This is a genomic window from Paenibacillus sp. FSL R7-0297, assembly GCF_038009025.1.
Taxonomy (GTDB): domain Bacteria; phylum Bacillota; class Bacilli; order Paenibacillales; family Paenibacillaceae; genus Paenibacillus_AQ.
Genome location: NZ_JBBPAQ010000001.1, coordinates 6,525,658 through 6,547,905, shown reverse-complemented (window position 1 = coordinate 6,547,905; position 22,248 = coordinate 6,525,658). Strand labels below are relative to the sequence as shown.

Genomic DNA, 22,248 nt, shown 5'->3' with positions numbered 1-22,248 from the left:
AATTTCCCCGATATATCGGATGTATTCCAAGATTGTTGCACAAGAGGCAGCATTTCGTCTCCTCCAAGTGGCTTCACGGGACAATTCTTGTATTTCATACAACACTCCCCCCGAAGGCCGGTGTATCTAGGTATCAAAGCTGTAAAACATACAACATTTATCCAATTTCGATTTGCCAAATCACATTAGAGGAGTACGCCATGGACATGGAATATAGTCTGGCTTTTGACGGGGTGGTGTTTCATTACCCGGATACGAAGGAAGCCGCGCTGCGTGAACTAACCCTCTCCATTCCCAAAGGCCGCAAAACGGTGGTGCTCGGCCATAATGGTTCGGGCAAATCGACCCTGTTCCTGCATGCTGTCGGCATTCTGCGTCCACAGAAGGGTACGGTTCAGCAGGGAGGTAAGACATTGTCCTATGCCAAAAAAGAGCTGGCCGCGCTGCGGCGAAGCGTGGGCCTTGTTTTTCAGGACCCGGAGCAGCAGCTCATATTAAGCACGCCTCTGGAGGACGTGTCCTTCGGGCTGCGGGGAACGGGGATGGACGAAGCCGCAATAGCTGAGCGCTGCCGCAGTGTCATGGAACTGCTGAACCTGACGGAGCTGAGTGACAAACCGGTTCACCAGCTTAGTCTGGGGCAGAAAAAACGCACCGCACTCGCCGGAGTAATGGCGATGGAGCCGGAGCTGATCCTGCTGGATGAGCCGACCTCGTATCTGGACCCGTTATCTGAGACACAGATGCTGCAGGGTCTTGACCTTATACATGAAAAAGGCACAACCATAGTTATGACTACGCATGATATGAACTTGGCGTACCGCTGGGCGGACTGGATTATCGTACTGGATCAGGGGAGGTGCCGGGCTGAGGGGACGCCGGAGGAGATTTTTGCCGGGGCGGAAGAATTGCAGGCCATCGGCCTCGGTCTGCCGCTGCTGGCCGACTTGTGGTACAGCCTGCCTGCACGGCACACCGCCGGCCAGCCAGCCCCCCGCACGGCGGGAGATTTCAAAGCTGTACTAAACAGGCTGCTGAATAGTTAATACAGGTATTCATGAACGGGGGAAGAAGGATGAAGAAACAAGGCAAGCTGCTGATTATCGGCTTCGGTCCCGGAGCGCTGGAGCATATTACCGGCCGGGCGCTGTCTGCTCTCGAAGAGAGTGAGGCTGTAATCGGCTATAACACTTATGTGGATCTGATCAAACCGCTGCTGCGGCATCAGGAGATTGTCGGCACCGGCATGACCGAAGAGGTCAGCCGGGCGCAGGAGGCCGTCCGCCGAGCCGAGGACGGCCAGACCATTGCCGTAATATCCAGCGGCGATGCCGGTGTATACGGCATGGCGGGTCTGGTCTACGAGGTGCTGATTGAACGGGGCTGGAACCGGGCTGACGGAGTAGAGGTCGAGGTGATCCCCGGAATATCGGCGATCCAGTCCTGTTCTTCCCTGCTGGGAGCGCCGATCATGCATGATTCCTGCACAATCAGCCTCAGCGATCATCTTACCCCGTGGGAGAGCATTGCCGCGCGTGTAGAAGCGGCGGGCGCTGCGGATTTCGTGATCGCCTTCTATAACCCTCGCAGCGGCAAGCGGACGCGCCAGATTGAAGAAGCACGCAATATCCTGCTGCGTTACCGTGATCCTTCCACGCCGGTCGGCATTGTCAAAAGCGCCTACCGTGACCGTCAGCAGACGATCGTCACTACGCTGCAGGAGATGCTGGAGCATGAGATCGGCATGCTCTCTACGGTTATCGTCGGCAACTCGGCGACGGTGGTCTACGAGGGTCTGATGGTTACGCCGCGCGGATACGAGCGCAAGTACAATCTTGGCGCGCAGACGCAGGCGCTGAAGCCGCATGAGCGGCTGCGCCCTGCGGCCGAGCCTTGGTCGCTGGCTGCGGCTGAGGCGGAGAGTGTGGCAGTCGAGACGGGACGGTCTGAAGGGGCAGCGGTGGAGAGTGTGGCTGCTGAGGCGGGACGGATAGATGGAGCAGTGGCACCGGGTGCAGCTGCCGGTGAAACCGGACGGGTAGAGCGATTGGTGTCAGAGAGAATGGCTCCAACTGACGGGGGACGGACGGAGGAGGCTGCGGCGCTAAGCCTGGCAGCGTCTGTGCGCGTGAAGCGTCCACGTATTCCTGCCGTTCAGCTGGCGGAACACGCTGATGAAACCTTTGAGCTGGAGGTTTCTCCTGTCATCGGCAGCCGCAGATTCAGCGGTATCCAGATGAAACTGCTGGCGGAGCTGGCAGGCGATGAGGGGCAGCTGATCTATACGAAGGACGGACATTTTCTGCTGCGGAGCCATCCGGGCGACCGTGCTGAGGTGGCCGCGAAGCTTACAGAGGCAGGACTGAGCGTTAGTATACCCGGTGATTATGTGAAAGTAAAAACCTGCGGGTTCTGTGAATTGCGGAGAAGCGGCGCTTTAAGCGCGGCGGTCCGCCTGCATACCCTGCTGCACGGGCTCGCTGTACCCAAAGAGCTGCATATCAGCGTGGCGGGCTGCGGAATGGCCTGCAGCTCGGCTGTTCTGGATGACATCGGGCTGGTCCTTTCGCGGGGCAGCTATGAGCTCTATCTGGGCGGCAAGAAGTCGGGCCGGGGAGCGCATGCCGGCACTCTGGTCCGGGAAGGTATGGATGAAGATGAAGCCGTGGCTGCTGTAGCAGCGGCAGTAGAGCATTATACTGCGCAAGGCCGGGAGAAGGAGCGGTTTCATGCTTTTTATGAACGAATGGGCAGTATTGAAGAACAGGTGAACAGCACTGCAGGAAGTATAGATAATAATGACAGCATAGAGGGAGTACGCATGATGAGAACCGTATTACTGGTTGGACACGGCAGCCGGATTCAAGCGGGAAATGATGAGCTGCTGCAATTCACCAGCCAGCTAGCCGCCCGCAAGCCGGAGCTTAAGTTTGAGACCTGCTTCATAGAGCTAGCCTCACCTTCAATCGCGGGCGGAATTGCCAAATGCGTGGAGGGCGGTGCGACGCAAATTTATATTGTGCCGATTATATTGTTCGCGGCGGGCCATTCCAAGCTGGATATTCCTATGGCGATCGATGAAGCCAAGCTGAAATATCCGGGGGTGGAGTTTGTATACGGGCGTCCGCTGGGTGTTCAGGAGCGGGCTGTCGATATTGTGCTGGACCGGATACGGGAAGCTGAACCGCTTTCTGCTTCTGTGAAAGACAGTAATGAAGCCGGAGCTGCAGACTTGAGTTTGCAGGAAGCCCAAGCCTGTACAACATCTGCAGCAGAGGATAAGGATACCATCGTGCTGCTTATGGGGCGCGGGGGCAGTGATCCGGATGCCAACAGTGATTTCTATAAGCTGGGCCGGCTGCTATGGGAAAGAACGTCTTACCAAAGCGTTGAAAGCTGCTTCATCGCCATCACGAAGCCGTCGCTTCCGGATGGGCTTGAACGCTGCCTGGCACTGGGTGCGCGTAAGATTATAGTTGTGCCGTACCTGCTGTTCACCGGAGTGCTGATGAAGCAGTTCGCAGAAATGGTTTCTCACTTCGCCGCAGAGCATCCGGAAATTGAAGTGCAGCTCGGCCGCCAGCTCGGCACGCACCCGCTGCTTGTGGATATGCTTACAGAGCGCATTGAGGAGACGATGGAGGGACAGTCTTTCAGCAATTGCGATAACTGCAAGTACCGTGATGAAGCGGCATTGCACCACCACCATCATCATCACCATGGTGAGGAGGGGCATGGACATGGGGATCATGGGCACGGGCATCACGGGCATGAACATCATGGGCATGAGCACGGGGAACATGATCATGGACACCACGATCATCAGGAACACGATCACGGGGATCACGCACATGGAGGACATGGGCATGAGCATCACGGACACGGGCATCACGGTCATGGGCATCATAGGCATGGGCATCACGGTCGCGCGGATCATGACCATGGGCATCAAGACCGGCATGATGTAACCGGAACAGCGGCTCCGGCAGACAACCGGGATCTGCGCCAGCCGCGATGATCTTCATGCTGTGCGGCACCAGCGATGCCCGGGAGCTGGCCCTGAACCTGTCGCGACAAGGCCTGCCGCTGCAGGCCTCTGTCGTAACGCCCAGTGCGGCTGAACGGCTGGAAGCCGCAGCAATCCGCTCCCGGGTCGGCAGGCTGGATAAGCCGGCCATGATCTCGCTGCTGCAGGAGGGCGGCTATCGTGCAGTAGTGGACGGCAGCCATCCTTTTGCGCTGGAGGCACACGCCAATGCTATGGGCGCGGCTGCAGCGCTGGGCCTGCCCTATTTTCGCTACGAGCGGCAAAGTCTTATCTATGACAGCCACCCCCGGCTGATCGTTGTGCATTCCTATGAAGAGGCTGCGCGCAAGGCCAGGGAACTCAAGGGTTCCGTTATGCTGACGACCGGCGGCAAGACACTTGAGGTGTTTGCGGAAGCGCTGCTGGGAGATCCGGATATCCGGCTGACGGTCAGACTGCTGCCCTGCCTGGAGAATATGGAGAAATGCCTGTCCCTTGGCATTGAGCAGCGGAATATTATTGCGCTTCAGGGCCCTTTTAGCAGAGAGATGAACGAGGCACTTTACCGGCAATATGGCACACAGGTGATGATTACCAAAGAGAGCGGGGCGGAAGGCTCGGTGGATGAGAAGCTGCATGCCGCGCTGGATATGGGGCTTTACGTCATTTTAATTATGCGGCCGGAGCTGAGCTTTGGAGAGAGCGGGAAGGTGTTTGACTCTTTTGACGAGATTACGGAGGCCGTGAGAACTGCCCTGCAAATGAACAAGGAGGGGTAACTGTGGATTTTGGTACGGATTTCAAGCCGGTGACAGTACAGCCGCAGGAAATAGAAGGTCTGAGTTTTCAGATGATTACTGAAGAGATTGGTGAACATTCCTTTAGCAGGCTGGAGTACAAAATAGTACAGCGGATCATTCATGCTTCTGCCGATTTTGAGCTGGGGCGCAGTCTTGTTTTTCACCCGCGGGCGATTGAGGCGGGGATCAGCGCCATTCTGCAGGGCAAGCCGATTATTGCCGATGTGCGGATGGTGGAGGCGGGCATTGCCAAGGAGCGGATTCAGCGGTACGGCGGGGAAGTCAGGGTTCATATTTCTGATCCGGATGTGATGGAAGAAGCGAAGGCGCTCGGGACTACACGGGCCATTATGGCTACGCGCAAAGCTTGTGCACAGGCTCCGGGAGGGATCTATGTGATCGGCAACGCGCCGACTGCCCTGCTGGAACTGATTCGTCTGGTAAAAGAAGGCACAGCGCAGCCGGGTCTTGTCATCGGCATGCCGGTCGGATTCGTCTCGGCAGCGGAATCCAAGGATGAGCTGCGCAAGCTTGACATTCCTTACATCACGAATGTCGGCCGCAAGGGCGGAAGCACAATCGTCGTTGCAGCGGTTAACGCACTGAGTCTGCTGGCGGTCCGCCGGGCTGCGGGCGAATTAAATTAGGTCTGCGTCAGGTATAAGCGGGATCTGCGTTAGCGCTGGGCCAAAACTCTATAAGGTTGGGTCTGAGCGGGTTTTGAACAGGATATGAACAAGTTCTAATCCATATGCCAGGCTTATGAGGTATGTTTACTTAACTGCACTTTGTACAACTAAAACGTCTGATTTACAACAAATTATCCCTTTAGCTGTATTTCGTACAATTAAACTACTGTTTTTTGCTTGTTCTCACCCATTTGGGCAGATTTAGTTGTACAGAGTACAGTTATAAGATGCTAGCCTACCTTTTCGCTGATTTTAATTGCACAGTATACAACTATTATGGAATTTTCACTTGGAACTGAATACATCAATCGCTGCATTGTTGATTGAACTCGCTTATTTAATTGTTGGCGTGTCTAAATATATCTACGATGCTCCAAATAGGTTGCATATCATCACAAAGAGGGATTGCCATGAGCGAGGAAACAGCAGACAACCGGGCAGATCAGAATAGGAGGAAACGGAGGTGAAGCATGATAATGAGTCCACGGCAGAGTACACTGCAAAGCGGGTGTCTGAGAAGAATGCAGAGTACGCAGCGAATCGCGAGCCTGAGCATGATGCAGAGTACGCAGCGAATCGCGAGCCTGAGCATGATGCGGAGTACGCAGCGAATCGCGAGACTGAGCATGATACAGAGTATGCAAAGTATGCAGCAAAACGAGAATCGGAAAATATTGAAGAATACTGCCGTACCCTTGCAGGAGCTGAACCGCAACCCCAGCTGCAATCGCAACTGCAACTGCAACTGCAACTGCAACCGCAACCGCAACCGCAACCGCAACCTCAGCAGCGACCGCAAGCACAGCCAACATCTCCTGCCCTATCCCGGCTGGCAGGGACAGACACAGCTGCGGAGTCCGGCGGTGACTCAGGAGGTGCGGAACCAGGCGGTCTGTCATCGTCACCTTCCGCTGCTCCTGCCTCCTCAACTCCTGCTGCCCCTCTGCGCAGGGGCTACACCACAGGTGCTTGTGCCGCCGCCGCAGCCAAGGGTGCGGCACTGCTGCTGATTACAGGCGACAGGCTTCCCGCTGTGGATATTGATCTCCCGGCGGGCTTCCGGCATTCCTTTGAACTTACAGGCTGGCAGCGCGAAGGAGCGGACTCCGCAATCTGTGCCACGGTCAAGGATGCCGGAGATGATCCGGATGCGACGCATCAGGCCTGGATTGAAGCAGCGGTGAGCTGGCTGGATCACCCCGGTGTGGAGATCGACGGCGGCCGTGGCGTCGGCCGGGTGACGAAGCCTGGGCTGCCGATGCCCGTCGGAGCAGCGGCGATTAATCCGGTGCCGCGGCGGATGATACTGGAGGCGGTGTCCGGTGTACTGGAGGAGCATGGCGCGGCGCGGGGGATGCGGGTGGTCATCAGCGTGCCGGAAGGCGAAGCGATTGCCCTAAGAACGCTGAACCCGCGGCTCGGCATCATCGGCGGCATTTCTATCCTCGGCACGCGGGGCGTGGTTACCCCGTTCTCCACCGAAGCCTACAAGGCGAGTGTGGTCCAGGCGATTTCGGTTGCGGCCGCGACGGGGAACGGGCAGATTATTCTGACCACCGGCGGCAGCAGTGAGAAATATGCGATGGCGATGTTTGCCGGGCTTCCGGAGGAAGCTTTTATCCAAATGGGGGAGTATGTAGGCTTCTCTTTGGAGCATGCCAAGGCCTATGGGATCAAGAAAGTTACCTTTGTGGGCATGGCCGGTAAATTCTCCAAGGTCGCTCAAGGTGCCATGCTGATCCACTCGAAGAACGCACCTGTTGACTTCGGATTTCTGGCAGCCGTGGCGGCGGAGGCCGGGGCAGATGACAAGCAGGTGCAGGAGATTGCCGCCGCCAATACTGCCTCGCAGGTGGTGGATATGATGACCGAGGCTGGGAATTCCGCTTTTTTTGAGAGCCTGTGCCGGCATGCCTGTGAACAAAGTCTGAAGCATATGAACGGGGGCATGGTTGTGGAAATGGTATTGATGACGATGAAGGGCCGAGTGCTGGGAAGGGCGGAGATCTGTGGGTAACCTGATCTATGTTATCGGTATCGGTGAGGATGGCGCCGGCGGCCTGACACCGGATAGCTTAAGCAAAGTGAATAACAGTGAGGTGCTGCTCGGCGGAGAACGGCAATTGAATTTTTTTGGCGGATATACCGGTGAGAAAATCATTCTGCAAGGCGGGCTGAAGCCCTTTACAGATAAGCTGGAGGGATTGTGGAGGGAGCGGCGGACCGTGGTTCTGGCCTCGGGGGACCCGCTCTTTTTTGGCATCGCGGGGTATCTTGTCCGCAAGTTCGGGCCGGAGCATGTTGAGGTTATTCCGCACTATAGCAGTGTGCAGCTCGCGTTTGCCCGGCTGGGGGACAGCTGGCAGGATGCCGAGCTGATCAGTCTGCACGGGCGCCCCATCCAGGGACTGGCCCAGCGCATAGACGGCAAGCACAAGGTGGCTCTGCTAACGGACGAGAGTAATACGCCTGCGGTAATTGCCGCTTATTTGCGTGAGTTCGGGATGATGGAATATGAAGCGTTTGTGTGCGAACGGCTGGGGGGAGCGGAAGAAATCTGCCGCTTCTGGACGCTGGATGAGATGGAGACCAGTGAATTTGCGGCGCTGAATGTAGTTATCCTGCGCAGAAAGCCGGGAACCGGCTCCACTTTGCGGCGCGGCTTCGCTTATCCGGATGAGCAGTTCCAGCAGCGGAAGCCGGAGAAAGGCCTCATCACGAAACGTGAGGTCCGGGCTCTCGTCCTGTCGGAGCTCAATCTGTCCGAGGATGCGGTGGTATGGGATATCGGCTCCGGCTCCGGTGCGGTTGCGGCGGAATGTGCGCGGATTGCCCGGCTCGGCAAGGTCTATGCCCTGGAAAAGGGAGCGAAAAATCTGCCGAACATGGAAGCGAACCGCCGGAGGTTCCGCGCCGATTTCCAGATCATACATCAAAAAGCGCCGCAGGGCCTGGAGAGTCTGCCGGATCCGGATGGAGTGTTCATCGGCGGCAGCGGCGGGGAGCTGGCGGATATTATCGCGCTCTGCGCCGCGAGACTCCGGCCGGAAGGGCGGATTGTCGTTGGAGCGATCACCATTGAGACGCTATATGGAAGCATGGAGGCGTTGAAGCAGGCAGGCCTGGATTGCGGGGTAACTATGCTTCAGGCATCACGCGGTAAGCCGATTCTCGGCATGACCCGGTTCGAGGGTATGAATCCCGTGTATGTGGTTAGTGGACGGAAGAGTTGAGGCTGATCAGAACAGAACAGATTAGATCAGATTAGATTAGATATTCAGATATAAGGAAGCAAGAAGCGAGCAGAAACAAAGGAGGAATACGCGATGAAGACCCATGTAACGGAGGCGAGTCAGCGGGCAGTACAGGCTGTGGACGGGCAGGAAGCACCTGAGGGAGAAGGAATTGCCGCTGAAACGCAGCTGGCAGAAGCGGCGATGCAGGCCGCAAGTGCGCTCTATGATGCTATGGATGAGGAAGAGCTGAAGCTGGAGGAAAGGCTGACTCCCCGGGCGATCGGGACGTTGTACGGTGTCGGTGTCGGCCCCGGTGATCCGGAGCTGATTACACTCAAGGCCTGCCGGCTGCTGCGGGAATGTCCGGTGATTGCCTACCCGGCAACCAAAAAAGGCGGCAAATCCTACGCCCACGAAATCATCGAGATGCATGTGAAGCCGGATGAGAAAATCATGCTCGGACTGATCTTCCCGATGACGAAAGATCCGGTGCTGCTGGCAGGCGGCTGGAACCGCACTGTGGAGCTGTGCTGGAGTGAGCTGAAGCAGGGCCGGGATGTGGCTTTTGTGACGGAGGGTGACCCTAATCTGTTCAGCACCTTTATTCACCTGGCCCGGTTAATGCAGGAGCTGCATCCCGGTGTACCGATCGTCTCCATACCGGGGATTTCCTCGGTGCTGGGTGCGGCTGCTGCCCTGGAGCAGCCCTTGGCGGACGGAGATCAGCGGGTGGGAATCATCCCGGCGACAGATGACCGTGAGGCACTGAAGGAAGCGCTGCTGCATCACGAGACGGTGGTATTCCTCAAGGTGGCCAAGGTGCTGGATCTGGTGCTGGATGTGCTGGATGAGCTGGGACTGTCCGGCAAAGCATCCGTCGTTACTAAGGTAACCTCGCCTTATGAAACGGTATGGCGCGATGCGCGGGATCTGCGGGGCAAGGAGCTGGAGTACTTAAGTCTGATGGTGGTGAGCAAATGACAGATATCGTGCTCGAACCTAAAGTATACATTGTGGGTGCCGGACCCGGCGATCCTGAGCTGATTACGGTAAAAGGCAGCCGGATTCTGCGCTCAGCGGACCTGGTGCTCTATGCCGATTCTCTGGTCAGTGAGGAGCTGATCCACAGTGCGAAGCCCGGTGCAGAGGTACTGCGAAGCTCGGGGCTGGATCTGGAGCAGCAGGTGGAGCTGATGGCGGCAGCAGTACAGTCTGGTAAAAGCGTAGCCCGCGTCCACACGGGCGACCCGTCCATGTACGGCGCGATTCTGGAGCAGATGTCACTGCTGAAGCTATGCGGCGTCCGCTATGAAATCGTGCCGGGTGTAAGCTCGGTCTTTGCATCCGCTGCGGCGCTTGGTGCAGAGCTGACCGTGCCTGATCTGACACAGACGGTAATTCTGACCCGTGCGGAAGGACGCACACCGGTGCCGGAGCGCGAGCAGCTGCGCAAGCTGGCCGAGCATCACTGTACAGTGGCGCTGTTTCTTAGTGCCTCCCTGGCCGGGCATGTGACCGGGGAATTCCTGGCTGCCGGCTGGAGCCCGGATACACCGGTAGCTGTAGTGAAGCGGGCGACTTGGCCGGATCAGCAGATTCTGCGGACAACGGTGCAGAATCTGGAAGCAGATCTGCGTGGAGCGGGCATCACCATGCATGCCATGATCCTGGCCGGCTGGGCGTTGGACCCCGGGCTGACAGACCGCGATCAGCACCGCTCCAAGCTCTATGACAAGGCATTTACCCATGGCTGCCGGGAAGGAATTGGCTCTGGTGAGTAAGCGGCGGTATGCAGCGGTCGCGATCACGCGAAACGGCATCGGGCTGGCGCTGAAGCTGGGAGCGATGCTCGGGGAGACGGAGGTCTTTTGTTATGCCAAGTATAGCGGCGGGCTGGAGATGCGGGCTGGGGAGATTTCGCTTTTTGAGGGGCCGGTAAAAGATTTACTCCCCCGGCTCTTCCGGGATTATGAGGGGGTTATTCTGTTCTTCTCACTGGGCGCCGCGGTCCGGCTGATTGCTCCGCTGCTGCAGGACAAAAGAACCGATCCTGCCGTCATCGTCATTGATGAGCGCGGGGAGCATGTCATCAGCATGCTGTCCGGCCACCTCGGGGGGGCCAACAGACTGACGCTGCAGATCGCCGGGCTGCTCGGCAGTCATCCGGTAATTACAACGGCTTCTGATGTGCAGGGCACCTTCGCTGTGGATCTGCTTGGCCGGGAATACGGCTGGCGCGCAGACAGCTTTACCGGTATGAAAAGTGTCAGTGCTGCGCTCGTCAACGGGGACTCGGTAGCCTTTGTCCAGGAGAGCGGAGAGCCGGACTGGCTGCCGCCGGGGGCAGTGCTGCCGGAGCATGTACGCGTATTTGCCAGCAGGGATGAGCTGCGAAGCAGCGGCTTCCGCTTCTGTGCAGCGATCCTGGTGAGTGACCGGCTGCCGGATGAAGATGAGCCGGAGGAGGCCGTGCTTGCTGAATGCGCTGTAGTCTATCGTCCACGCAGTCTGGTGCTCGGTTTGGGCTGTAACCGCGGAACCTCTGCGGAGGAGCTTGAAGCTGTAGTGCTGCATACGCTGGCAGAGCTCAGGCTATCGCTCTACAGTGTGCGGAATGTGGCGACCGCCGGAATAAAGGGAGATGAGGCTGGACTGCTGGCTCTGTGTGCCAAATACGGCTGGGAGCTGGCGTTGTATTCACCGGACCAGCTGAACACCGTCACTCTGGACAATCCTTCGGAGGTAGTGTTCAGAGCAACCGGAGCGTACGGGGTCTGTGAGCCTGCCGCACTGCTGTCTTCAGGTGCGCAGGCGCTGCTGCAGCGCAAACATAAAAGCGGAAATGTGACAATCGCCGTAGCGCGGGTTGTCTATGCCGGTTAGAGCGGGGGAGAAGCAGTGAGAGAGACATGGAATGAAATGAAGGACCGGGAGCCGTTCTTGCAGACACGCCCGCGCTTTGTAGTAGCAGGCACGGGCAGCGGCTCCGGCAAAACAACGGTCACACTGGGACTGATGCGGGCGTTTGCCCGGCGCGGCTTGAAGGTTCAGGGCTATAAATGCGGGCCTGACTATATCGATCCTGCTTATCATAGTGCAGTTACAGGCCGTTCCTCCCGCAACCTGGACTCTTGGATGACTTCAGGCAGCTATCTGCAGGAGTATTTCCTGACCACCTCGGAGGATGCGGACCTGTCGGTCATTGAAGGCGTAATGGGATTGTATGACGGCAAAGAGGACATTGCACTCACCGGATCAACGGCGGAGATCGCTATCCTGACGGACAGTCCGGTGCTGCTTGTAGTCGATGTCCGCAGCATGGGACGCAGTGCAGCGGCTATTGTGCTGGGCTTTCAGCAGCTGGAGCCGCAGGTGCGGATTGCTGCGGTTATTGTGAACCGCTGCGGCAGTGAGGGCCACTACCGGATGGTCCGGGCAGCGATTGAAGCGGCCTGCGGCATTCCGGTCATCGGCTGGCTGCCGCGCGACAGCGGCCTCGATATCCCGGAGCGGCATCTTGGCCTGCTTCCCGCTGTGGAGCGCGGAGAGCTGGAGCCTTTGTTCGAGCATGCCGCCGATCTGCTGGCGGAGGGAACCGATCTGGAGCGTCTGCTGGAGCTTGCCGCTGCTGCGCCTGCATTGCAGTATCCGCCGGAACCGGATGCGGTGCTGCAGGCGCAAGGGCCCTCGCTTAGCAGCCCGGGTATATTGGAGCCAGGGATGCCGGTGGTTACGGCGACTGAGACTCCGGATTCGGGCAGCCTGCCGGCATTGGAGCCTGCATCACAGGAGCAGCCTGTGTCAGCAGGGCCACCCTTGTCTTCACCGGCAGCCCGGATCATGCCGGCGGATACGAGCAGGCCGGCGCACCGTCCTGTCCAGCCGGTTATTGCCATAGCCTGGGATGCGGCATTCAATTTCTATTATGCCGACAATCTGGAGCTGCTCGAGCGCGCAGGTGCGCGGCTGGCTGCTTTCAGTCCGCTTAGCGGGGAAGGAATCCCGCCGGAGGCCGATGGAATCTATATCGGCGGCGGGTTTCCGGAAGAATTCGCTGCTGTGATTGCAGCGAATTCGCTCTTCCTGGACGGCGTAAGAGCTGCAGCTGCAGACGGAATGCCGCTGTATGCGGAATGCGGCGGCTACATGGTGCTGGCCCGCAGCCTGACCGACCGCTCCGGCGCTGTGCATAAGATGGCCGGGATCATTCCGGCGCACAGCATAATGCAGGAACGCCGCGCCGCGCTCGGGTACCGTGAGGTGACAGCACTTCACGATTGCCTGCTGCTGAAGCAGGGCGGGCGACTGCGCGGCCATGAATTCCATTATTCCGGCATGAGCTATATTCCCGGCGAAGACCGGATTTATGCCTATGAGAGTAAAGGCAGAGGAGGCAGTCAGCCGGAAGGGTATATCAGCGGCAACATTATGGCGGCGTATGCGCATATTCATTTGGCCTCCCATTTCCCGGCAGCCGGACGTATGGTGGAGGCCTGCCTCACTTATCGGGAACAGAAGAAGCAGGCGAAGCAGCGGCTCTAAGTTTTCCAGACCGGAGGCGAGCAATTCCAGAATATTTTTTAACCGTGTCACATATGTCAACCGCTTGTCATACATCTTTAAGCCTCGTATAATAGGATCAAGAGAGCGCTTTATTACCCTGCTGGCAGGTTATCGGCTTTATTTATCAGGGAATAGATTGGATTATATGCTGCTGAATTTCAAAGTCTGGAAGCAATCACTTAATGATGGTAATGGAGAAGGGAGAACGCTGCAGTGAAATTGTTGGGAGCGATTGAAGCAGGAGGAACAAAGTTTGTGTGCGGAATCGGAAATGAGGACGGGACGATTATCGACCGGGTGAGCTTTCCGACCACAACCCCTCAAGAAACGATGGGGCTGGTACTAGAATACTTCTCCGGTAAAGATGTGGAGTCCATTGGCATCGGTTCATTCGGACCGATTGACCCGGTGATCGGCAGCCCTACTTACGGATATATTACAACCACACCGAAACCCCACTGGGGTGGATATAATCTGGTAGGAGCCGTGGCGGAGCAACTTGATGTTCCGGTCGGTTTCGATACAGATGTGAACGGAGCCGCCCTGGGCGAGTACACTTGGGGTGCCGCCCAAGGGCTGGATAGCTGCCTCTATATCACAGTAGGCACCGGCATCGGCGCCGGTGCAGTGGTCGGCGGGAAGCTGATCCATGGGCTGTCTCACCCTGAGATGGGACATATTCTGGTCCGCCGCCATCCGGAAGATATCTATGAAGGCTTCTGCCCTTATCATGGCGATTGCCTGGAAGGCCTGGCGGCAGGTCCGGCGATCGGCAAGCGCTGGGGCAAGCCTGCGGGCGAGCTGCCATCGGATCATCCGGCCTGGGCGATGGAGGCCCACTATCTGGCCCATGCCCTGATGAACTATGTGCTGATCCTCTCGCCGCAGAGAATCGTGATGGGCGGCGGCGTGATGAAGCAGAGCCAGCTCTTCCCGCTGATCCATACCAAGCTGCAGGAATTGCTTGGCGGATATGTGCAGCATCCGGCGCTCAATGCAGCGATCGGCAGTTATATCGTCCCTCCTCAGCTCGGGGATAATGCCGGACTCTCGGGTGCGCTTGGTCTTGCGAAGCTGGCGCTTGACGGACAGTAGAATATGCTATAAAAAGACATTGACTGTTTCGCAATATGTGGTATCCTAGGTTTTAACAGTATAGCATTTAAGAGGAAGCACCTCTTTCACGTATTTTCGTGGGAGAGGTGCTTTTTTTGTGCAAAGATAAGAATTTATAGGCTCCGCGCAATAAATGTTCCTTATCTTTCCCGCTGAAACCGTATCGGGCGGGGGCAGAGATTCCGGTGGTCCGCACAAAGACCATGCATACTGTAAGACGATGAAGGTAGGGATTCATATGCAGATCGTATTTATGAACCGTTTGTCCAGAATGTCAGGCGTGGACCAGGAGGTATTTGCCCAGCTGTGGATTGGAGAGGAGGAGGGGGTATGGCGTCTGGGCTGGCGCGACTTCTCAGGGGAACAGGAAATGGGTGACAGCCTATGGTATGAAGGCGGTTCATGGAATGAAATGCTGTGTGTGTACCGGCATGAGCTTGCAATGAAGATGGGTGACGGTTACCGCCCCCTGATTGATGGTGTATTTCATGAAGATGAGCATCTTAACAGCCGCGGTCAGGAGCAGCTTAAGCTGCAATATTACAGTGAGCAGTACGCAAATGAAACGGTCTATGAGGAGCTATGCTCGTGGCGCAGAGGCAAGGCCTCCAGTGAACGCAAGGCACCCTATATTCTGGCTAGCAACCGTCTGCTGCGGATGATCAGTGCATTTCTGCCCCATACGGCAGAAGAGCTGCTGCAGATTCCCGGGGTAGGTGAAGGTAAAGCCTCGCAATATGGCGCCGACTGGCTCAGTATTACCTCCGGTGTGCAGCGTGAGCATCAATATCCGCTGGGCTGGGTAAGTGATTCGGTGGACGAAGAGAGCTTTGTTTCCTGGCTGTACAAACAGAAGGAGCTGAAATACAAGAAGCAGCTGGAGCGGCTGAGATTGCGGCGTGTGCTGCTTCAGGGGATTGAAGAAGGGCAGGGAATGGAGCAGCTCAAGGGGCTCAGCGGGGTCTCCCGCCGTGAAGTTCTTGAAGCTGTAGAGGAACTGGAGAAGGACGGTTATTCTGTTGAGAAGCTCATTGCTCTTGAACTCAATGAAGTCACTTCCCAGGAACAGAACAATATATGGACAGCTTATGAGCTGATTGGTGATACCTTCCTGAAGCCCGTCCTCTATAAGGCCTATGGCGAGGATTTCTCGCCCGCAGAAGGCCTCGATATGTACTATGAGCGCCTGCGGCTGATCCGTATCCGCTTCCGCCGGGAGCAACCGGCCGGGTTGGGGCTGGCGACGAACCTGTAGGAAGCAGCCTACTTCCCGGAGCTTACCCTGTATCGCGCTTCCCCCTTTCCCGCGAGGAAGCGAGCTGCAGGGTTTTATCTGCGGCCGGCAGTGTCTGCAAATTATTAGGAGAAAGGGGCGATTAGGGGTACTATACCTGTATGCAGTTAAAAAGGAGTGGGACATATGATAGTTACGTTGACGGTTAATCCTAGCGTGGATGCCAGTACGGGTATAAGTAAGGTTGTTCCCGATCATAAGCTGCGCTGCCGTGAAGCCTCGTACAAACCGGGGGGCGGCGGTGTGAATGTGTCACGGGCGATTCATAGGTTGGGCGGGGATTCCCTTGCACTGTATGCCTCAGGCGGACTTCATGGTCAGCTGCTGCACCATATGCTGGAACAGGAGGGCGTGAAGCATCAGGAGATTCCGATCAGCGGGCAGACCCGGGAGAATCTGATTGTCGTGGAGGAATCCACAGGACAGCAGTTCCGGTTCGACATGCCGGGCCCGAGGTTCATCGAAGGCGATTGGAAGCAATGCCTCGAACAATTAATGGCGCTGCCGGACAAACCAACTTATCTTGTAGCCAGCGGCAGTTTACCTCCAGGCTGTCCGGCTGATTTCTATAGCCGTGTCATTGAAATTGTGAAGCCATGGAATGCCAGGGTGATTGTCGACACTTCCGGTGAACCGCTGCAGCTGGCTGCTGATGCGGGAGTTTATCTGCTGAAGCCTAATGCACGGGAGCTTGAAGAGTTATCGGGCCGTACTATAACCGGTGATGAGGAAGTGAAGGCAGCCGCGCTGCAGCTGATCGAAGAAGGGCGGACCGAGGTGGTTGTGGTTTCGCTTGGCGGGGACGGGGCGCTGCTGATTACGGGAGACGGTTGCGAGCACCTGCGGGCACCTGAGGTTCCCGTACTCAGCGTAGTTGGTGCCGGTGACAGTCTGGTAGCCGGACTCGTATATAGTCTGGAACGGGGCTGGCCGCTGCGCAGAGCTGTTCAATTCGGCGTTGCCTCCGGTGCGGCGGCGGTCATGAACCCGGAGCGTCAGCTGTGCAAGCGCGAGGATACGGAGCGGTTGTTCAACAGCATGGATAAGGATACTTCTGGACAACAGTAAATTTAAAGCCCGCCATATACCAAAAAGACGAAGGCTTCCTTTACCCTCTAGGTAATCGGTGCCTTCGTCCTGCGTATTCGTCCGCTGTGCTTCATAGCCAATCCTTCTTGCGGAATATCACCAGCATTCCGCAGCCGAGCGTCACCATGACGGCGATAACTCCATAATAGCCGTACTGGGAGTGAGTCTCGGGAATATTGTCAAAGTTCATACCGTAGATACCGGTAATAACGGTCAGCGGCATGAATATCGTAGTAATTGCCGTAAATACTCTCATGATTTCATTGGCGCGGTTAGCGATACTGGACTGATATGCTTCACGTAAGTTGCCCATGAGATCGCGGTACGTTTCGAATGTTTCAGAGATCTTAACCGCATTTTCATAAATATCACTGAAATACTTCTGCAGCTGATCGTCGATCAGGCGGAGGTCTTTTTTGTTCAGCGTGTTGATAACTTCCTTCTGCGGGCCTAGCATCTTCTTCAGCCAGAGAATTTCACTGCGCAGACCGATGATCTCGCTAAGATGCGATTTCTTGGTGTGCATGAGGATGTCTTCTTCCAGCTTCTCAATCCGCGCTTCAATCCGGTCACCTACGGAGAAGAAGTTGTCAACCACAAGGTCGATTAGCAGGTACAGGAAGCGGTCAGGCTCACTGACCTCCTGCTCCCAGAGTACAGGCTTCAGGACGCGCAGCTCATGGATCTTCTGCTTGGTAACGGTGATGATGAAATGTCTGCCCAGGAACACGTTGAGCGCGCGGAGGAAGATTTCCTCGTCATCAAACCGGATACTGTTTACTACGATAAAATAATGGCTCTCATAAATCTCCAGCTTCGGGCGCTGATCCTCTTCACTGAGGCAGTCCTCCACAGCCAGATCATGCAGATTGTACAATGGCTGAAGCTCTACAAGGTCCTCAGCATCCGCATCAATCCAATAGAAACCCTCAGCGGGTGCGGTAAGTGTATCCTCAATATTGTCAATAGTCGTAAAAACCCCTGCGTTTACCAGCCGGATTTTCATCTGATTCACTCCTTCTGTCCCTGGTCTTCTCCAGGGATATGCTAATTAAAGCACAGAGAAAAAATCAGCTTGGCCGGTGGTACAATCTACTGATGAAGGCCAAAAGACGGTCCGAGAGCATGAAGAAGAACTGCCCCCGCCGCCGGCAAGCTGATGTTAATCCTGTGTGGTTGTTCTTTCTGCACGCTTATTCGCGAGCCCGGGTCGCCTTCCATTCTTCTCTCACCTCTTCTTTTCGCCGTTTATGGTTGAAACACTTGTCTAGTATAACGCCCGGGTATGCCTCTTTCAAGATAAATTCTTTTCATTCTCTGGGCCCCTTAAGCATTGTATGGACTTGACGAAAAGGAGGTTCATGATTTAAAGTAAATTTTAAGAATAGTATCTCCGGATGCTTTAGCTTTTCCAACTGAATACAGCTTAATCTTATCAAGAGCAGGTGGAGGGACTAGCCCGATGAAACCCGGCAACCGGCGTGTGAACGCACGGTGCTAATTCTTGCGGAAGCTTTGCAGGACGTTATTTGTCCGGCGGAAGTTCTCTGGCAGATGAGAGAGGCGCATATGACTGCAGATATATGACCTTTCTCGCCCGAGAAAGGTCTTTTTTCGTTGTTTTGGATCAGATTTAACCGCCAAGCGGAACCTAATTTCAGTTAAGGAGTGGAAACAGCAATGCCTATTAAAATTCCCGACAGTCTTCCGGCCAAAGAAGTATTATCCGGTGAGAATATTTTTGTAATGGATGAAAGCCATGCCTTTCATCAGGATATCCGTCCTTTGCGGATCGCCATCCTGAATCTGATGCCGACCAAAGAAACCACGGAAACGCAGCTGCTGCGCCTTATCGGGAACTCACCGCTTCAGGTGGATGTTGTTCTGCTGCATCCCAGCTCCCATACCTCGAAGAATACTTCGGCAGAGCACTTAAAGAGCTTTTACAAAACCTTTGATGAAATCAGTGACCGCCGCTTTGACGGCTTGATCATCACCGGTGCTCCGGTGGAACAAATGGAGTTCGAGGATGTCAACTACTGGGAAGAGCTGAAAGTGATTTTTGAATGGAGCAAGCAGAACGTAACCTCGACCATGCATATCTGTTGGGCCGCGCAGGCAGGACTGTACCACCACTTCGGTGTGCGTAAGGTGAGTCTGCCGGATAAATGCTTTGGAGTGTTTCCGCATACGCTGAGCCATAATAATGTGAAACTGCTGCGGGGCTTCGACGAAGTATTCCATGTGCCGCATTCCCGTCACACCGACGTCTCCCGTGAAGATATAGAGAATAATCCGGATCTGCAGATTCTGGCGGAATCAGAGGAGGCCGGTGTATACCTGGTTTCTACGCATGACGGCAAGCAGATTTTTGTGACCGGACATTCAGAATATGATCCGTTCTCCCTGAAATGGGAGTATGACCGCGATATCGCCAAAGGCATGGATATTGAGATTCCAAAGCACTATTATCCAAAAGATGATCCCACCCGTACACCGCCGGCCGTCTGGCGTGCCCATGCCAACTTATTATTCGCTAACTGGCTCAATTACTATGTATACCAGGAGACACCCTACGATATCGGAGCGTTTATTTAAAAGTTGTATTTGTATTATAGAAGGATGGGTTGGCGCACAACACATAGTCTATGCTTCCGAAGCAAGTTTTGTCGAAGAATGATCAGGTTGTGTACGCTATACAAAACTAAGCCCATGCTTCCGAAGCCAGTTTGTACGAAGAAATTCAGGGAAGCAAATACTAACAAACTTTTAGGAGGCAATGGAAATGGACGAGAAACTGAAAATTGAGAGCAGACTGGCACAGATTGGTTCGATGGAGGACCCCGCGACAGGGGCGATTAATTATCCGGTGTACAACGCGACGGCATTCCGTCACCCGAGACTCGGACAGAGCACGGGCTTTGATTACATCCGCACCAAAAATCCTACCCGCTCTGTGCTCGAAGATGCGGCAGCGGTACTGGAATCCGGCGATGCCGGCTTCGCCTGCGCCTCGGGTATGGCTGCATTGACTACTGTGTTTGCCTTGTTTGGGCAAGGGGATCATCTCGTTGTCTCGCTCGACCTGTACGGCGGAACCTATCGTCTGCTGGAACGGATTCTGTCCAAATACGGCATCAGCGCCTCCTATGTGGATACGAATGATCTGGATGCTCTGGAGGCTGCGCGACAGCCGGGCACCAAGGGTGTATTCATTGAGACACCAACCAATCCGCTGATGATGATTACGGATATCGAAGCGGTATGTACATGGGCCCGCCACCACGGGTTGCTCACGATTGTCGACAATACGCTGCTGACCCCGTTCTTCCAGCGCCCGATTGAGCTTGGAGCAGATATCATCGTTCACAGCGCGACCAAGTATCTGGGCGGACACAATGATGTACTGGCTGGACTTATAGTAACGAAAGGTGCTGAATTGTCTGCTGAAATGGCTGTTCTGCATAACTCAATGGGAGCCGTTCTTGCCCCGAACGACAGCTATCAGCTGATGAAGGGAATGAAGACACTCGCCCTACGCATGGAGCGGCATGAGAGCAATGCACTGGCTATCGCCCGTTATCTGCTGGAGCATCCGGCCATTGCTGAGGTCTTCCATCCGGGGCTTCCGGATCATCCGGGGTATGAAATCCAGAAGCGCCAGTCTTCGGGCAATACCGGAATTTTCTCCTTCAAGGTGAAGGATGCGAGATATGTGGAGCCGCTGCTCCGCCATATCCGCCTGATTGCTTTCGCAGAGAGTCTTGGCGGTGTGGAATCGCTCATGACCTATCCGGCTGTGCAGACTCACGCCGATATTCCGGCGGAAATCCGTGATGCGGTTGGCGTAGATGACCGGCTGCTGCGTTTCTCGGTCGGCATCGAGCATGTGGACGATTTGATCGCTGATCTGGCGCAGGCACTGGAAGCCGCACGCACCGAACTGGAATAGTTCAAGTTGGAACAGATCCGTTCAGTTATCTGAATTTGCAGTCACCTTAAACAGCAGCACCAATGCGGTGCTGCTGTTTATTTAAATATAAGACTCTATGTGGTTTACCTTATAATGTTGTATCCTTCGATTTCTCGCTGAAACGTTCCATCCTAATAAAAGGACGGCAAAATCGTTTTCACTTGGCGAAAGATTTTTCAAGCTCATCCGATTGTGATACGATGGGGGAACGAGTTTGTTTATTTTTTAAATTAAATTCATCTACTATACTTCATAGGATTAAGAGGAGGCTGCGAACGTTGAGTGCAATTGATCTTATTCTAGATAAGACACTTAAAGGTGAACGTCTTCAATTAGAAGACACAATCACGTTGTTCGAAAGCAATGAAATTGAGAAAATGGGCGCGGCTGCGGATATTATTATGAAGCGCTGGCACCCGGACCCGCTGGCTACATTCGTAATCGGGCGCAATATTAACTACACCAATGTATGCGATGTCTATTGCCGCTTCTGCGCCTTCTACCGCAGACCCGGTTCGGAGGAAGGATACGTCCTTCCCGATGAAACTATCTATCAGAAGATAGCAGAGACAATCAGCGTGAACGGGACCGAAATTCTGATGCAGGGTGGAACGAACCCGAATCTGCCGTTCAGCTATTACACGGATATCCTGCGCGGAATTAAGCAGCGGTTCCCGGAGATCACCATGCATTCATTCTCACCGGCAGAGATCATGAAGATGGTCGAAGTATCCGGACTGCCGCTGGAGCAGGTCATGCGCGAGATTCATGCTGCAGGCCTGGATTCTCTTCCCGGCGGTGGAGCGGAGATTCTCGACGACCGCACACGGCGTAAGATTAGCCGGCTCAAAGGCTCCTGGCGCGAGTGGATGGATGTTATGCAGACCGCGCACCGGATCGGCATGAACACGACGGCCACAATGGTTATCGGCCTCGGTGAGAGTATGGAAGAGCGGGCGCTGCATCTGCTTCGTGTACGTGAAGCCCAGGATGAGTGCATTGCGAACAAATATGATTCCGAAGGGTTCCTGGCCTTCATCTCCTGGACCTTCCAGCCGGATAATACGAACCTTAAGCTGGACCGGCAGACACCGGAGGAATACCTCAAGACTGTGGCGATCAGCCGTCTGGTGCTGGATAATATTAAGAACTTCCAGTCCTCCTGGGTCACGATGGGCCCTGAGGTCGGCAAGCTTTCACTGCAATACGGCTGCAATGACTTCGGCAGCACGATGATCGAGGAGAACGTAGTTTCCTCGGCGGGCGCGACCTACAAGGTCAATATCGAGTCCATTACACAGCTCATCCGCGAAGCAGGCAAGATCCCGGCGCAGCGCAACACGCGTTACGACATCCTGCGGACCTTCGAGGATGGCAGCGTCAAGATCGACAATGATTTCATCATGCAGAATTAGAGGGTAGAGCGACATCTCATATGGTGTTAGCCCGGTTATATTGCAG

The 22,248-nt window shown here is 55.4% G+C and carries 17 protein-coding genes, 1 pseudogene and 1 riboswitch; of the genes and pseudogenes, 17 read left to right on the top strand and 1 reads right to left on the bottom strand.

Translation table 11 applies throughout. The features are described 5' to 3' along the window. The first annotated feature begins 200 nt into the window (after positions 1 to 200). The 14 genes and pseudogenes from MKZ24_RS28500 to MKZ24_RS28440 all read left to right on the top strand — a co-directional run bounded on the left by MKZ24_RS28500 (position 201) and on the right by MKZ24_RS28440 (position 16,793). Positions 201 to 1,046: an energy-coupling factor ABC transporter ATP-binding protein gene (locus tag MKZ24_RS28500; protein ID WP_340789039.1), complete on the top strand. Its 846-nt coding sequence runs from the start codon at positions 201 to 203 to the stop codon at positions 1,044 to 1,046. 29 nt (positions 1,047 to 1,075) lie between these two features. Beyond that, positions 1,076 to 2,761 (top strand): annotated as a pseudogene (gene cobJ / locus MKZ24_RS33185) (precorrin-3B C(17)-methyltransferase); the annotation flags it as partial. After that, positions 2,747 to 4,018 (top strand): sirohydrochlorin chelatase, encoded by a 1,272-nt coding sequence (locus tag MKZ24_RS33180; RefSeq protein ID WP_445324203.1) that lies wholly within the window; start codon positions 2,747 to 2,749, stop codon positions 4,016 to 4,018. The pseudogene cobJ and the gene MKZ24_RS33180, both read left to right, overlap by 15 nt. Further along, positions 4,015 to 4,806 carry a precorrin-6A reductase gene (cobK, locus tag MKZ24_RS28490; RefSeq protein ID WP_042135121.1) on the top strand — a complete coding sequence of 264 codons (792 nt, stop codon included), beginning with the start codon at positions 4,015 to 4,017 and terminating at the stop codon, positions 4,804 to 4,806. Before MKZ24_RS33180 ends, cobK begins: the two co-directional genes overlap by 4 nt. Positions 4,807 to 4,808: 2 nt before the next feature. Further along, on the top strand, positions 4,809 to 5,474 hold the full coding sequence (locus MKZ24_RS28485; RefSeq protein WP_340789034.1) for a precorrin-8X methylmutase: 666 nt from the start codon (positions 4,809 to 4,811) through the stop codon (positions 5,472 to 5,474). A 934-nt stretch (positions 5,475 to 6,408) separates the two neighbouring features. Next, positions 6,409 to 7,533: a cobalt-precorrin-5B (C(1))-methyltransferase gene (locus MKZ24_RS28480; protein WP_340790231.1), complete on the top strand. Its 1,125-nt coding sequence runs from the start codon at positions 6,409 to 6,411 to the stop codon at positions 7,531 to 7,533. Continuing rightward, positions 7,526 to 8,749 (top strand): precorrin-6y C5,15-methyltransferase (decarboxylating) subunit CbiE, encoded by a 1,224-nt coding sequence (cbiE, locus tag MKZ24_RS28475; RefSeq protein WP_340789031.1) that lies wholly within the window; start codon positions 7,526 to 7,528, stop codon positions 8,747 to 8,749. Before MKZ24_RS28480 ends, cbiE begins: the two co-directional genes overlap by 8 nt. A gap of 234 nt (positions 8,750 to 8,983) precedes the next feature. Next, entirely contained in the window at positions 8,984 to 9,733 is a 750-nt protein-coding gene (cobI, locus tag MKZ24_RS28470; RefSeq protein WP_042140913.1) for a precorrin-2 C(20)-methyltransferase, read from the top strand. 5 nt (positions 9,734 to 9,738) lie between these two features. Next, complete coding sequence (gene cobM, locus MKZ24_RS28465; RefSeq protein WP_042140914.1) at positions 9,739 to 10,533, top strand: precorrin-4 C(11)-methyltransferase; 795 nt, start codon at positions 9,739 to 9,741, stop codon at positions 10,531 to 10,533. Next, on the top strand, positions 10,499 to 11,635 hold the full coding sequence (locus MKZ24_RS28460) for a cobalt-precorrin 5A hydrolase (RefSeq protein WP_445324176.1): 1,137 nt from the start codon (positions 10,499 to 10,501) through the stop codon (positions 11,633 to 11,635). The genes cobM and MKZ24_RS28460 overlap by 35 nt, the downstream gene beginning before the upstream one ends. A gap of 36 nt (positions 11,636 to 11,671) precedes the next feature. Continuing rightward, the gene (locus MKZ24_RS28455; protein ID WP_340790228.1) at positions 11,672 to 13,294 is read left to right on the top strand and encodes a cobyrinate a,c-diamide synthase; all 1,623 of its coding nucleotides are present in this window, start codon (positions 11,672 to 11,674) and stop codon (positions 13,292 to 13,294) included. A 234-nt stretch (positions 13,295 to 13,528) separates the two neighbouring features. Then, positions 13,529 to 14,410, top strand: a complete 882-nt coding sequence (locus tag MKZ24_RS28450) for an ROK family protein (RefSeq protein WP_042234205.1) — start codon at positions 13,529 to 13,531, stop codon at positions 14,408 to 14,410. Positions 14,411 to 14,669: 259 nt separating this feature from the next. Continuing rightward, positions 14,670 to 15,686 (top strand): HRDC domain-containing protein, encoded by a 1,017-nt coding sequence (locus MKZ24_RS28445; protein ID WP_042241970.1) that lies wholly within the window; start codon positions 14,670 to 14,672, stop codon positions 15,684 to 15,686. A gap of 165 nt (positions 15,687 to 15,851) precedes the next feature. After that, complete coding sequence (locus MKZ24_RS28440; protein ID WP_340789020.1) at positions 15,852 to 16,793, top strand: 1-phosphofructokinase family hexose kinase; 942 nt, start codon at positions 15,852 to 15,854, stop codon at positions 16,791 to 16,793. A 91-nt stretch (positions 16,794 to 16,884) separates the two neighbouring features. Here the strand turns inward: MKZ24_RS28440 and corA are convergent, their stop codons facing one another. Next, positions 16,885 to 17,820, bottom strand: coding sequence for a magnesium/cobalt transporter CorA (gene corA, locus MKZ24_RS28435; protein ID WP_042234210.1), 936 nt, complete (start codon positions 17,818 to 17,820; stop codon positions 16,885 to 16,887). A 423-nt stretch (positions 17,821 to 18,243) separates the two neighbouring features. Then, a riboswitch (SAM riboswitch) is annotated at positions 18,244 to 18,375 on the top strand. 119 nt (positions 18,376 to 18,494) lie between these two features. Between corA and metA the strand changes: the two genes are divergently transcribed. The 3 genes from metA (at position 18,495) to mqnC (ending at position 22,202) form a co-directional block, all read left to right on the top strand. Beyond that, positions 18,495 to 19,412, top strand: a complete 918-nt coding sequence (gene metA, locus MKZ24_RS28430) for a homoserine O-acetyltransferase MetA (protein WP_039303312.1) — start codon at positions 18,495 to 18,497, stop codon at positions 19,410 to 19,412. Between the two features lie 187 nt (positions 19,413 to 19,599). Beyond that, positions 19,600 to 20,766 carry an aminotransferase class I/II-fold pyridoxal phosphate-dependent enzyme gene (locus tag MKZ24_RS28425; RefSeq protein WP_340789014.1) on the top strand — a complete coding sequence of 389 codons (1,167 nt, stop codon included), beginning with the start codon at positions 19,600 to 19,602 and terminating at the stop codon, positions 20,764 to 20,766. Between the two features lie 299 nt (positions 20,767 to 21,065). Then, positions 21,066 to 22,202 carry a cyclic dehypoxanthinyl futalosine synthase gene (gene mqnC, locus MKZ24_RS28420; RefSeq protein ID WP_340789011.1) on the top strand — a complete coding sequence of 379 codons (1,137 nt, stop codon included), beginning with the start codon at positions 21,066 to 21,068 and terminating at the stop codon, positions 22,200 to 22,202. The last annotated feature ends 46 nt before the right edge of the window (positions 22,203 to 22,248 follow it).